The 13,472-nt window shown below is 61.8% G+C and carries 12 protein-coding genes; 1 reads left to right on the forward strand and 11 read right to left on the reverse strand.

All coding sequences use genetic code 11. The annotated features are described in order from the left end of the window. Positions 1-68: 68 nt before the first annotated feature. The 6 genes from CO666_RS16310 to CO666_RS16335 form a co-directional block, all read right to left on the reverse strand. Entirely contained in the window at positions 69-422 is a 354-nt protein-coding gene (locus CO666_RS16310; protein ID WP_008523602.1) for a hypothetical protein, read from the reverse strand. A gap of 176 nt (positions 423-598) precedes the next feature. Beyond that, positions 599-1,687 (reverse strand): ABC transporter ATP-binding protein, encoded by a 1,089-nt coding sequence (locus tag CO666_RS16315; RefSeq protein WP_097613136.1) that lies wholly within the window; start codon positions 1,685-1,687, stop codon positions 599-601. A gap of 18 nt (positions 1,688-1,705) precedes the next feature. Continuing rightward, positions 1,706-3,358, reverse strand: a complete 1,653-nt coding sequence (bglA, locus tag CO666_RS16320) for a beta-galactosidase BglA (protein ID WP_097613137.1) — start codon at positions 3,356-3,358, stop codon at positions 1,706-1,708. 34 nt (positions 3,359-3,392) lie between these two features. Continuing rightward, positions 3,393-4,556, reverse strand: coding sequence for a carbohydrate ABC transporter permease (locus CO666_RS16325; RefSeq protein WP_097613138.1), 1,164 nt, complete (start codon positions 4,554-4,556; stop codon positions 3,393-3,395). 1 nt (position 4,557) lies between these two features. Beyond that, a complete protein-coding gene (locus tag CO666_RS16330) occupies positions 4,558-5,571 on the reverse strand; it encodes a carbohydrate ABC transporter permease (protein WP_097613139.1) in 1,014 nt (337 codons plus the stop codon). Positions 5,572-5,751: 180 nt separating this feature from the next. Beyond that, a complete protein-coding gene (locus CO666_RS16335) occupies positions 5,752-7,113 on the reverse strand; it encodes an ABC transporter substrate-binding protein (protein ID WP_097613140.1) in 1,362 nt (453 codons plus the stop codon). A 298-nt stretch (positions 7,114-7,411) separates the two neighbouring features. On the opposite strand from CO666_RS16335, the gene CO666_RS16340 reads away from it, so the two are divergent. Beyond that, entirely contained in the window at positions 7,412-8,437 is a 1,026-nt protein-coding gene (locus CO666_RS16340) for a LacI family DNA-binding transcriptional regulator (protein WP_097613141.1), read from the forward strand. Here the strand turns inward: CO666_RS16340 and folD are convergent, their stop codons facing one another. The 5 genes from folD to CO666_RS16365 form a co-directional block, all read right to left on the reverse strand. Continuing rightward, positions 8,438-9,337 carry a bifunctional methylenetetrahydrofolate dehydrogenase/methenyltetrahydrofolate cyclohydrolase FolD gene (gene folD / locus CO666_RS16345; protein ID WP_097613142.1) on the reverse strand — a complete coding sequence of 300 codons (900 nt, stop codon included), beginning with the start codon at positions 9,335-9,337 and terminating at the stop codon, positions 8,438-8,440. A gap of 120 nt (positions 9,338-9,457) precedes the next feature. After that, positions 9,458-11,227 (reverse strand): GumC domain-containing protein, encoded by a 1,770-nt coding sequence (locus CO666_RS16350; RefSeq protein ID WP_097613143.1) that lies wholly within the window; start codon positions 11,225-11,227, stop codon positions 9,458-9,460. Positions 11,228-11,408: 181 nt separating this feature from the next. Next, a complete protein-coding gene (locus CO666_RS16355; protein ID WP_097613144.1) occupies positions 11,409-12,248 on the reverse strand; it encodes a WecB/TagA/CpsF family glycosyltransferase in 840 nt (279 codons plus the stop codon). Between the two features lie 315 nt (positions 12,249-12,563). Further along, entirely contained in the window at positions 12,564-13,103 is a 540-nt protein-coding gene (locus tag CO666_RS16360; protein WP_097613145.1) for a hypothetical protein, read from the reverse strand. Then, complete coding sequence (locus tag CO666_RS16365) at positions 13,103-13,468, reverse strand: hypothetical protein (RefSeq protein WP_085736230.1); 366 nt, start codon at positions 13,466-13,468, stop codon at positions 13,103-13,105. The genes CO666_RS16360 and CO666_RS16365 overlap by 1 nt, the downstream gene beginning before the upstream one ends. Positions 13,469-13,472: the final 4 nt, after the last annotated feature.

A 13,472-nucleotide genomic window follows, 5' to 3' on the forward strand; every position in this document is an offset into this window, starting at 1 on the left:
AGGCAAACAAAAACCCGCGAGGCGCGCGCAGCACCCCGCGGGTTTTTTGTTATCAGTTTTGCGATCTGTCAGGCGCGGATGTCGAGAACGTAGTCGCGATGCGCCGGATGGGTGCTGTAGACGAAGATCTTGTTCAGTTCCTTCTGCGTCAGCAGGCGCAGGAAGCGAACTTCGACCGTATTGTTGGCGTTGACCTTCATCAGCAGGCAGCCGACCTTGGTGATGCGAGCATCCGGAATATCCAGATAGAACTGCTTCGGCAGGTTGAACTGGGTCAGGATCGCCAGTGTGGCGCTGCTCATCGAAATCCGGACAATATCGCAGCGACGCGAAGCCGCGTGCATGACACCCTTTTCCGTATATTCGATGCGCGCGGCATTCATCGTGTCCTCCATTTTGAACCGCGCCTCGCGGTCGTACATGAAGGATTCTTCCTTGCTCAGGAAATGAGACTTTGGCTGTGACGGATTGGAAGCGGCCACTTGCTTATCCCCCTCATAAATTGACTGGGAAAAGGTAGCAGCCGATCTTTAACAGAAAGTGAGAATTCGGCCCGTCCCACACAATTTCTGGTAATATTCCCCCAAAAATGGTTGCCTCATTTTCGATAGGTGTGGCCGCTCGCATCAAAGAGATGCAGCTTCTGCCGGTCGGCGGCAAATCGCATTCTCTGACCCTTGTGGACATCGTAGATGCCGGGCAGCTTGACGACGATCGGCTCACCCGGGACCAGGCCCTCGATATAGAGCAGCGTCACTTCGCCGAGCGCTTCGACGATCGACACCTCGCCCTCGAAAAGATAATCGGCGCCGTCGGCAATCCTCAGATCCTCCGGGCGGACGCCGAAGCTCGCCTGCTTGCCCTTCTCGACCGCGTCGGTCGCCACATCCAATGTCACCGACATGCCGCCGGTCAGCGTTACCGTCGTCTGGCTTCCGGTGCCGGCGACCGTCGCCGGGATGATGTTCATGGCCGGCGAGCCGATGAATTTCGCAACGAAAAGGTTGGCGGGGCGCTCGTAGAGCTCCAGCGGCGCACCGACCTGCTCGATATTGCCGGCGGAGAGAACGACGATGCGGTCGGCAAGCGTCATCGCCTCGACCTGGTCGTGGGTCACGTAGATCATCGTCGTATCGGCCATCTGTTCGTTCAGGCGGGCGATCTCGATGCGGGTGGCGACGCGCAGCGCCGCATCGAGGTTGGACAGGGGCTCGTCGAACAGGAAGACCTTCGGATCACGGCAGATGGCGCGGCCGATCGCCACGCGCTGGCGCTGGCCGCCGGAGAGCGCCTTCGGCAGGCGGTCGAGATATTTGGTCAGCTGCAGGCTCTCGGCCGCGGCCCGCACACGGCGGTCGATCTCCTGCTTGTTTTCGCCGGCGATCTTCATGCCGAAGGCCATGTTGTCGAAAACGGTCATGTGCGGATAGAGCGCATAGGACTGGAAGACCATGGCGATGCCGCGCTTGGAGGGCGGCACGTCATTGACGAGGTGGCCGTCAATATACATCTCGCCGCCGGTGATCGCCTCGAGACCGGCGATCATGCGCAGCAGCGTGGACTTGCCGCAGCCGGACGGACCGACGAAGACGATGAACTCGCCTTGCTTGATATCGAGGTCGATCCCGTGCAGAACGTCCACGGAACCGTAGGATTTGCGGATATCCTTCAGCGTCAGTCCAGTCATGTCTCTCTCCCCTGATCCTTAAGCCAGACGGGCGAAATACGCGCCCCAGGCCGGAATATCGATCTTGTCGCCATAGTTGTTGCTGATAAAGCCATGCCCCGTCAACGCCTGCCATTCTCCCGCGGGCAAGATGACACCTGTTTCGGCCGGGCTCATGTTGAAGACGCAGAGCAGCTTCTCATTGCCGTATTCACGGGTGAAGACCAGCGCGTCGCCCTGCGGCTCGTCGAATTCGATCTCGCCCTTGGCGAAAGCCGGATGCAGCTTGCGGAAGGCGATGAAGCGGCGGTAATGCTCCAGCACCGAAGTCTCATCGCCCTGCTGGACGCTGACGGCGCGCAGGATATGCTCGACCGGCACCGGCAGCCAGGGCTTGACGGTGGAGAAACCGCCCTGGGCAACCTGGCTGTCCCAGACCATCGGCGTGCGGCAGCCGTCGCGGCCCTTGAATTCCGGCCAGAACTGGATGCCGTAGGGATCCTGCAGATCCTGATAGGCGAGATCGGCCTCGGTCAATGCCAGTTCCTCGCCCTGATAGAGGCAGACGGAGCCGCGCAGCGTCAATAGCAGCGAGGCATAGAGCTTGGCGAAGGCGTCGTGATCGGCGACCAGCCCGCCCCAGCGGCTGACATGGCGCACGACATCGTGGTTGGAGAAGGCCCAGCAGGCCCAGCCATCGGGCGCCGCGGCTTCGAAATCCTGCATCACCTCTTCGACGCGTTCGGCCGTCAGCGGATCGGGCGCCAGGAACTCGAAGGCATAACACATATGCATCTTGTCGTTGCCGGAGGTATATTCGCCGACGATTTCGAGGCCGCGCTGGCTGTCGCCGACCTCGCCGACGGCGGCGATCGCCGGAAACTCCTCGAGAACGGCGCGGAAGCGCTTCAGGAAGGCAAGATTCTCCGGGCGGTTCTTGTCGTAGATATGCTCCTGGAAATTATAGGGATTGACCGCCGGCGCCGTCGAGGCGTTGCGGCGCTCGGGAGCCAGGGCGGGATTGTCGCGTAAAAGCGGATCGTGGAAATAGAAATTGATGGTGTCGAGGCGGAAGCCGTCGACGCCGCGATTGAGCCAGAAGCGCACGACATCGAGCAGGCGATCCTGCACTTCCGGATTATGCAGGTTCATATCCGGCTGCGAGGTCAGGAAGTTATGCAGATAATACTGCATGCGCGTCGGATCCCACGCCCATGCCGAGCCGCCGAAGATCGACAGCCAATTGTTCGGCGGCGTACCGTCCGGCTTGGCGTCGGCCCAGACATACCAGTCGGCCTTGGCGTTGGTCTTGCTGGAGCGGCTTTGGACGAACCAGGGGTGCTGATCCGAGCTGTGGGAGATGACCAGATCGATCATCACCCGGATGCCGAGGCGATGGGCCTCAGCGATCATCGTGTCGAAATCCACCAGCGTGCCGAAGATCGAATCGACGTTCTCATAGTCGGAGACATCGTAGCCGAAATCGCGCATCGGCGAAGTGAAGAAGGGCGAGATCCAGATGGCATCGACGCCGAGGCTTGCCACATGCGGCAAGCGGGCGGTGATGCCCTTCAGGTCGCCGATGCCGTCGCCGTTCGAATCCTGGTAGGAGCGGGGGTAGATCTGATAGATCACCGCGCCGCGCCACCAGTCCTTGTCAGGGGTCGAGATCGATTGGGAAGCCACGTTCATGGGATATCCTGTCTGAAGTCACGTTCGGAAATGGTCAGCCTCCCTTGACCGAACCGGCCAGCAGACCGCGCACCAGATAACGCTGCAGCCCGAAGAAGACGAGCAGCGGCACGATGATGGTGACGAAGGCCGACGCCGTCAAAATCTCCCAATTGCCGCCGCGCGAGCCGAGCAGCGCGTTCAGGCTGCCGGTCAGCACGAGGTGGTCCTTGTCGGTGCCGAGGAAGACCATGGCGACGAGAAGGTCGTTCCACACCCACAGAAACTGGAAGATGGCGAAGGAGGCGAGTGCCGGGAAGGACAGAGGCAAAACGATGCGGGTGAAGATCTCGAAATCGCTGGCGCCGTCGACGCGGGCGGATTCGATGATCTCCTTCGGCAGGCCGGCGATATAGGCCCGCAGGAGATAGATGGCGAGCGGCATGCCGAAGGCGGTATGGGCCAGCCAGATGCCGGGGTAGGTCTTCGACGGCTGGCCGAGCATGTTGCCGATCTCGTTATAGAGACGCAGCAGCGGGATCAACGACATCTGCAGCGGCACGACGATGAGGCCGACGACGAGTGCAATCAACAGCGCCCGGCCGGGAAACTCCATCCAGCTCAAGGCGTAGGCTGCAAAGGCGGCAATCAGGATCGGAATGATCGTCGCCGGGATCGTCACCGTCAGCGAATTGATGAAGGACTGGCCGATGCCCTCGCCGGTCAGAACGGTCTTATAGTTCTGCATGGTGAATTCCGGCGGGGCCGAGACGGAGGCATAGATGCGCCGCGGGCGTTCGTCGGGCGAAAAGGCGGCGTTCTTCACATAGCGGTAGCTGCCGTCGCTGTTGATCTGCAGGGTTTCGCCGTCGCCGAGATCGGCGGTCTCGCCGGCCTCGAAGGCAGCCGGCTGCTGCACGCGGTTGCCGAAGGCCTTGACCGAGCGACCGGTCTGGCCTTCCAGCACGTTGCCTGAAATGACGTAGACGGTCCCTTCCTGCTTCTGCTGGTCCGGCGTGCCCAGACGGACGGCGACGGTCTGCGTCGAGCCGACGAAGGCCGTCCACCAGCCGGAGACGACGATCTGGTCCTTGTCGCGCAGCGCGCTGACGAAGATGCCGAGCGTCGGGATCAGCCAGACGATGACGATCAGCAGAACGGCGGCGTGAACGAAGAGACGGGCGGGGCCAATCTTGAAGTAGCTTCCGGCAGCGGTCATCTCAATGCCCCTTCAGTTCGCGATTGGCGCGGCGCACGTTCCAGACCATGATCGGCGTGACGGCGAGCATGATGATGATGGCGATGACGGCCGATCTGCCGGAGTCGCCGCCGCCACGGAACATCCAGTCGAACATCAGATTGGCCAGCACCATCGTCTGCCACTGGCCGTTGGTCATGGTCAGCACGATATCGAAGACCTTGAGGACGAGGATGGTGATCGTCGTCCAGACGACGGCAATGGAGCCCCAGACCTGCGGCACCATGATGCGCCAGAAGATCTGCCAGCCATTGGCGCCGTCGATGACGGCGGCCTCGATCGTCTCCTCGGGGATGCCGCGCAGCGCAGCCGACAGGATGACCATGGCAAAACCCGTCTGGATCCAGATCAGGATGATCATCAGGAAGAAGTTGTTCCAGAAGGGAATGGAGATCCACACCTCGGGCGTGCCGCCGAAGGTCTGGACGATGGCGTTCAAAAGGCCGATCTGGACGTCGTTGCCGCCGCGATATTCATAGATGAATTTCCAGATGACCGAGGCGCCGACAAAGGAGATCGCCATCGGCATGAAGACGATGCTCTTGGCGATATTGCCCCACCAGATGCGATCGGTCATCACCGCGATGACGAGGCCGAAGAAGGTGCAGGCGGCCGGCACGACGGCAAGCCAGAGGATGTTGTTGAAGATCGACTGACGGAATTCGCGGTCGTTCAAGGCCCACAGATAGTTCGTCGCGCCGACGAACTGGTTACCCGACCGGTCGTAGAAGGACAGGATGAAGGTCGCCACGACGGGATAGACGAGGTAGACGATCAGCAGGAACAGCGCCGGTCCGAGGAATAGCCATGGGCGGATCATCGCGCGCCGGTTCAGATTGCGCGAGGCCTGACGGATATCACCGTCCTTCACCGGCAGAGCGCGATCGAGAATCATGTTCGAGAAAAAGAAATAGGCCGAGCACGCGATAACGGCCCCGACCACGACGCCCAAAGCGGACACAATCTGCAACAGCATTTCGCCCCTCCCCTGCTTCCCCTGATCTTATTCCGACCGGTTGTTATTCTGACGGGTCAGCGCCGGTCATCGTCAATCATTGATTGCCCAAAATATATATGCCGCGTTGGCCGGGCTCCTTGCGAACCCGGCCAGTCATGCAGGCCATGCCGCCGGCAAGCCGGCGGCACCGTTTTGAGATTACTTGATGCCGTCCCAGGCGCTCTGGATTTCGGCTGCTGCATCCTGCGCGGACTTGCCGCCGACGAAATCGACCATGCCCGTCCAGAAGGCGCCGGCGCCGATCTTGCCCGGCATCAGGTCGGAACCGTCGAAGCGGAAGGTGGTGGCAGACGTCAGGATCTCGCCTTCCTTCTTCATCTGCGGGTTGGCGTAGGCCTCGGTGCTGACGCCCTTATACGGGGTCAGGAAGCTCGACTGCGCCATCCAGACCTCATGTGCGATCGGGGTCTTCAGGAAGTCGATGAAGGCACGGGCCGTCTTCGAGTCCTTGGCGATCGAGACGAGCGTGCCGGCGCCGAGAACCGGCTTGCCGAGTTCGGGATGCGACGCAAAGGTCGGCATGTAGAAGAAGTCGGCATCCTGGCCAAGCTTCGTGCCCTCCGGGAAGAAGGACGGAATGAACGAGGCCTGATGGTGCATGTAGCACTTCGGCGGAACCGCGAAGAGGCCCTTCGGGCTGTCGCGGAAATCGGTCGAGGCTACGGCCGCGACACCGCCGTCGACGTATTTCTCGTTCTTGGCGAACTTGCCGAATTCGTCGATCGCGGCAACGACGGCCGGGTCGGTGAACTTCAGCTCGTTGGTCGTCCACTTGTCATAGGCTTCCGGCGGCTGGGTGCGCAGCATGATGTCCTCGACCCAGTCGGTCGCCGGCCAGCCGGTGGCGCCGCCGGAACCGAGACCGATGCACCAGGGAACGCCGCCGTCCTTGACGATCTGATCGGTGAGCGCATGCAGCTCTTCCATCGTCGTCGGGATCTTGTAGCCGGCCTCTTCGAAATTCTCCGGAACATACCAGACCAGCGACTTTACGTCGGCTTTGTAAGGGAAGGCGTAGAAGGCTTCCTTGCCGTCCTTGCCCTTGTAGGTGCCGTAACCGACCCAGCTGTCGCCGGCGCCGTAATTGTCCTTGATCCACTTGGAGTTGTCGTCGCCGAGCGGCGTCAGGAAGCCCTTGCTGGCGAGATCGGCGAGCAGACCCGGCTGCGGCAGGATGGCGACGTTCGGCGGCGAGCCCGCCTGCGTGTCGATGACGATCTGCTGTTCGTAATTTTCGGAAGAAGAATATTTGGCTTCGATGCCGGTGGCTTCGGTGAAATAGGCAAGAACGCTCATGAAGAACGCCTCGTCCTCGCCGCGCCACGGCCCGAAGATCGTCAGCGGCTGACCCTTCAGATCGGCATGCGCAGCCTTAAATTCGTCATAGCTCTTCCAATTGAATTTGGAATCCTGTCCCGGGGCAAATTTCAGATCGGCCGCCGACGCAGCACCGGCAAAAAGCGCCGCCACGGCAACGCCCATCAAAAATGACTTTTTCATGTGATCATCCTCCCATCACAATCCCAACCGCGCCGAATTCCCTCAAAAAGAAATTTCAAAGCGCTTTGACACCCAACTCATTTCACTTTCAGTGGAATGGAGTCAAGTCATTTCGCGAAAAACCGGCTGTGCACAGGCGGAATATCGCAGCGCAGCAGCGCCTATCGGGAAATATGGAGCGATTTTTCTTGAGTCAAGCGCACCAAATGCTACATAATTGAAAGCGCTTTGGATGCCCCGGGGAGGCGACAAGCCTTTTCAACACGGCTAAAGAGCGGGCGGGGAGGAAGCATAGCAGGTGAATCTCAAGCAGCTATCGGAATTGCTGGGACTATCGCAGACGACGGTGAGCCGAGCGCTCAACGGCTATCCCGAGGTCAACGAGGCGACCCGGGAGCGCGTGCTCCAGGCCGTCAAGGAAACCGGATACCGGCCGAACAAGGCGGCGCAGAGGCTGGCGACCGGCAAGGCGGGCTCGATCGGCCTTGTCATGCCGACGGCGCCCGGCCACCAGTCCGACGTGCATTTCGGCGAATTCCTGGCCGGGCTCGGCGAGGAGGCGGTACGCCACGATTTCCATTTCGTCATCATGCCGGCCGACCCGGACGACGAGGTGGCAGCACTCCGGCGCCTTGCGATCAGCGGCAATGTCGACGCGCTGTTCGTCGCCTATATGCGCGGCCACGATCCGCGGCTTCCGATGCTGAAATCGCTGTCCATTCCCTATGTCGTGCACGGCCGCTCCTTCGGCTCGGAGCCCGACTATCCCTATCTCGACATCGACAATGAAGGTGCCTTCTACGATGCGACGCGGCTTCTCCTGCAGCTCGGCCATACGCGCTTTGCGCTGATGAACGGACCGATGCATCTCGATTTCGCCATTCGCCGGAAAAACGGCGTCGTGGCGGCGCTTGCCGAGCGCGGGCTCGCGCTCGAGGAAGATTGCGTCAGCCACGCGCTGATGACCGACGAACAGGGGCTGCTGGCGATGGAACAATTCCTGCAGCTGCCGGAGCGGCCGACGGCGATCCTCTGCTCCAGCACGGTGCTGGCGCTTGGCGCAATCCGTGCGGTCAACCAGGCGGGATTGCGGCTCGGCGAAGATATTTCGCTGATCGCCCACGACGACGTGCTGCCGCTCCTGAAGCCGGAAAACTTCTCCGTGCCGCTGACGACGACGCGCTCCTCGCTCAGGGCCGCCGGCGCTCGCATCGCCCAGCGGCTGATCGGCACGGTGAAACAGGCCGGCCCCTTCCCCGACCAGGAACTCTGGAAGACCGAGTTGATCGTCAGGGCTTCGACCGGCCCTGTTCCGCAGATATGATCAAAACTGCGGCGGGGTCTGCCCTGCGGTGCGATGGGCGGCAATGACCGTGTTGGCCATCAGCATGGCAATGGTCATCGGGCCGACGCCGCCGGGAACCGGGGTGATGGTGCTGGCGACCGCGGAAACCTCCTGGAAGGCGACGTCGCCGACGAGCCGGGTCTTGCCCTCGCCTCGTTCAGGGGCCGCCACGCGATTGATGCCGACGTCGATGACCGTCGCACCGGGCTTCACCCAATCGGCCTTGACCATTTCCGGCCGGCCGACTGCGGCGACCAGAATATCGGCGTTGCGGCAGACCTCGGCGAGGTTCTTGGTTCTGGAGTGAGCGATCGTCACGGTCGCATTGGCGTTGAGCAACAATTGCGCCATCGGCTTGCCGAACAGATTGGAGCGGCCGATGACGACGGCGTTGAGGCCGGAGAGATCCTCGCCATGCGTGCGGCGGACGAAGACCATGGCGCCGGCCGGCGTGCAGGAGACCAGCCCGGTCTTCAGGTCACCGGTGGCAAGCTTGCCGGCATTGACGACGCTGAGGCCGTCGACATCCTTTTCCGGCAGGATGGACTGGATGATCGGCTCGCTGTCGAGCGGCTTCGGCAGCGGCAGCTGCACCAGAATGCCGTGGATCGACGGATCGGCGTTGAGGGTGGCGACGAGGGCAGCCAGATCCTCCTGCTTCGTCTCGGCCGGCAGCGTGTGCTGGATCGACTTGAAGCCGCATTCCTTGGCCATGCGGCCCTTGGAGCCGACATAGGCGTGGCTCGCCGGATCGTCGCCGACGATAATGACGGCAAGGCCGGTGGTGACGCCGCTCGCCTTTTCCAGCGATGCCGTCGCACTCTTGACCGTCTGAATTACGGATGCAGCTACGTTCTTGCCATCGATTACTGTCGTCACGCGTCTCTCCGCCCTGTTTTGCGTCAATCTAGGGATAGTTGACGAGCGTCAAATGCCCGCTAACGCCCTATCCTGTCGGGAAGCCGCAATGCAATATCAAACTTGCAAGGAAATGTTCGTTCAGCGCAGCGGCTGCCGCCCTTCGAGCACATGAACACGCAGCCGGTCACGCAGGCCGGAGATCTCGGAACGCAGCACCTCCACCTCATCGACCGGCGGCGGGGCCGGTTGAGATGCGCGCACGGACGAGTGTGATGGCGGCACCGGCATCTCCACTTCGACGACAGACGTGCGCTTACGCCGGCGCAGCAGGAAAGCCGCGACAAGACCTGTGGCGAGACCCGCGGCAGCGCCGGCGAGCGAGCGCCCGGTCCGGCCATCGGTTGCCGATACCGCCGTTGCCAGCGCCGGCTTAATGAGAGCGATATGGCCGTCGGCGGCCGTTCCCGCCGACACGGACGCCGCATCGTCCAGGCGCGACCGCGCCGCAGCCGCCTTCTCGCTGAGCTCGGTCAGTCGGGAAAGATCGACGCCGGTATCGCGGCTTTGAGCGATCAGCGTGTTGCGGCGGTCGTTCAGGCCCTTGCGCGCATCGACGGCGGCCTTGGCAGCGGCGTTGGCAGCCTGAGCAAGACGGGTAAGTTCCTTGCTCATATTCTCCTTCAGGCCATCGGTCTCGGCCTGCTGCTGCACGAGGCGCGGATGACGCGGGCCGAGTTCGGCCGAAAGCTGCGCCAGCGCCGTCTTGGCGATGGCATATTTGTCTCGCCAATCCTGCAGCGCCGGCGAAAGCATATCGGCGGGCAACGAACCAGCGAGCACTTCGGCAAGTTTTGCCGCCTTCAGCCGATCCGCCTGTGCCTTGGCGGTCAGGATAGTCTGGTCGGCCTCTTTCAGATCGGCATCGAGCCGGTCGATCTGGCGGCGAAGATCGATTGCCACCTTGACGTTGCCTTCGCCACTCTTTGCCGTGAAAGCTGTCAGTTCGGCCTTCGCCTCGTCATAGGCCTTGCGCAGGGCGGCATCGGCTTCGGCGTTGCCGCCGGATCCGTCTCCGGCGGAAACCGCCTCGGCAAGCCTTGCGGCGATGCGCATGGATTTGCCGCTGTCGCCTGTCGTCACCCTGATGAGGATCGTGCCGGCGGCGGCATCCGGCAGGATCTCGACCGCATGTTTCAACGTCGCCTCGGCGCGCGACGCCGGGTCGGCAGCAGCACCGGTCGCCGAGAGGAGATCGAGCACAATGCCGAACGCATCGGCGCTGCGGCCGGCAAATTCGGGATCGTGATCGAGTTTCAGAGCGGCGACCGTCGAAGCAACCACGCGCGCCGACAGCAGTCCTTTCACTGCTGCCTGGGTGAAGGCGGCGCGGCTTGCGGCATCGGTCTTCACGCCGAGCGTCGCTTCGGCGCGGTAGAGCGCTGGCGAAGCCGGCATCAGCGCCGGCAGGCCCGCGCCGATGATCGTCGCAGCGGCGACCGTCATCGCAAGGCCAATGCCGCCGACGCGCCGCAATGGCGCTGCAGGTCCCTCACGCAGCGCCGCCGGCGGTTCGGGCGAGATCATCGGCTCGCTGGCCGGAGCAGCAAGCTCCGTATGGCGCGCCGGTTCCTGAGGAAGTGGATGGCCGACATCATTGGCAGCCCGCAGGCGATTGCCGAGGATGGTTTCGATGCGGTCGACCAGCGGCGCCGCCAGCGCCGCTCTTGCCCGCTGCTCTTCCAGCGCCCGGCCGATGGCGCGCAGCAGTTCGACCTCGGGCGGCGCGATATCAGGCCGGTTGGACCGGGGCAATCCGTGGGAAGCGTCCTCAGTGCGCGCCATTGCGGGCGCCGTCGGCCGGGCGGCGGCGCGATCGGGAAAGCTGCTTCTGGCTCTGCTATCGTACATTTGCGCCACATCTCATGCACGGGGATGGCCGAGTTCGCTCATCCGCATGTGATGCGGATGATTAAACGACTCTAAATATTCATGGCAAAGAAATGGTTAACCGAGCCGGCAAGAAATGAGAGCATTGCTCATCTCTTAATTTTACGCAAACCCGCAGCACAGTTTTGCTGAATTGTTCGATTCAGCTCGCCTTCTTGTGGCTCGACGGCGGCTGCAGCACGGTTGGGTGTTCTTCCGGATGGCTGAGAATTCTTTCCCGCCGTTGGAAGCGATAGCGCAGCACATGGTAGAGAAAGACCGGGATGCCGATGATGTAACGGCGCCAGAGCCGGGCCGGCTCCTGGATCAGGCGATAGGCCCATTCCATGCGCATCATCCGCACCGTCTTCGGCGCACGCGGAACGGCGCCGGAGACGAAGTCGAAGAGCGCGCCGACGGTCAGCACCAGGCGCGCATGATCGGCGCGGATGTGGTCGTGAACCCATTTCTCCTGCAGCGGCGTCCCCATGCCGACGATCAGGATATCAACCTTCTGCCGCTCGAGCTCCTCGATGACGAGAGAGGGATCGTCCTTGTCGAAATAACCGTCGGAAATGACGACGAATTCATGCCAGGGCGTATGCTTGCGGAAATTTTCCGCCGCTGCCTCGACAACCGAACGCGTGCCGCCGACGAGGCCGATGCGACGCGGGGCCTCCATGAAGGTGAGGAAGGCCGGCACGAAATCGGTGCCGTTCAGGTTGGCGGGAAACGGCGAACCATGAGCGATCTGCGACGCGATGTTCAGGCCGATGCCATCCGGCAGCACCAGATTGTGCGACATGATTCGGTAATATTCGTCGTCGCGAAGCGCGGTCAGCATATTGTGGGCATTGACGAAGCAAACCACGGTCTGGCCGACGGGAATGGAGGCCAGCTCGTTGATGAAAACGAGGGCGTCGTCCCAGCCGAGGTCGCAGACCGGCAGATCGAAGATCGTCCGCCGCGATGCGAGCACCGCGAAGTTTGCAATCAGATTCATTCCAACCTCCTGCCGAGGATGCTTCATCCGCCCGACATCCCGGAAAACAAGCCCACACTTCCCGCATCGGCGCTCCCGGAACCCGGAAGCGGCACGTGCCAAGCTGTGGCACCTGATATAACAGGACGGTTTCAAACAACCCTTAGGAAAATTCCTTGGATTTCCATGCGCGCATAAGTAGTTTATTAACCACATCAGCCAACAGCAAACGGCGCCCTGCGGCGCCGCTTATCTCGATGATAGGATGGGATGAATGCATGCCGCCCGGAAGCGTCAGCGGCTCCGGGATAACGACATGCCTAAAAACAACGCGCTTTAGTGAGCGGCCGGTGCCGGCGCATCGCCGGCCGGTGCGGTCTCGACGATCTTGACGGGTGTGTTCACCTTCTTCGGCTGCCCGGCGGAGCTTTCCTTGACATCTTCCTTGGAGAGATAGTCGAGCTGCTCCAGCATCACGTCGGCGACATATTCGCCGCCGAGCCGCTCGTTCATGCCCTTCTTGATCTCATCGCGGAAGGCCTTCGGATCGAAGGATTTGATGTGGGCGATATCGACCATCTTGTTGCCGACGAGCAGGCTGAAAAGCTCGTCCGTCGTCATCTCGGCCAGCGGCAGCGTCACACCCTTCAACATCTCCTTGTTCATCATGAAGGAAACGCGGCCAAGGAAATAGCCGGTGATCGCGCCGTCGCCGATGATCGGCACCGTGATCGTTTCACCCTTCACCAGTTCGAGCGCGTTCTGCTTGGAATCCGTCGCAGCAGGCGCCGGCGCGGTCGCCAGGTACACCGAGAAATAGACCGATGCCAAGGTGATGGCGCAAACCCAGACGCCGGTGAGGACGAGCTTGATCATCAGTTACCACGCGCGGCGAATTGTTCCTGGGAATAGGTACCGTCGGCATCGGCGTCCTGAACGGCGTTCTTCAGCAGGTCGGCGACAGCGCGAACCGCTTCGAGATGCGCCTCGACCCGGCGGGCATTGAGAACCAGCTTCTTCTTCAGGCCGTGCAGCTGATCGAGATGGGTAGCGGCAAGCTCGGCCGGATCGGTGTCACGGAAAAGCATCGACAGCTCGTAGAGGCAGCGGCTCTTGTGCGCATTGGAGACCTTGAGATCGAACTGCGGATCGCTGCCGATCCGGGTGTTCTCATTGTCGATGATCATTTCGAGGCGTCCGAGAACGGATTTGATCCTGTATTCGTTCGAAACTATTTCCATGGTA

Source organism: Rhizobium chutanense (assembly GCF_002531935.1).
GTDB classification, from domain to species: domain Bacteria; phylum Pseudomonadota; class Alphaproteobacteria; order Rhizobiales; family Rhizobiaceae; genus Rhizobium; species Rhizobium chutanense.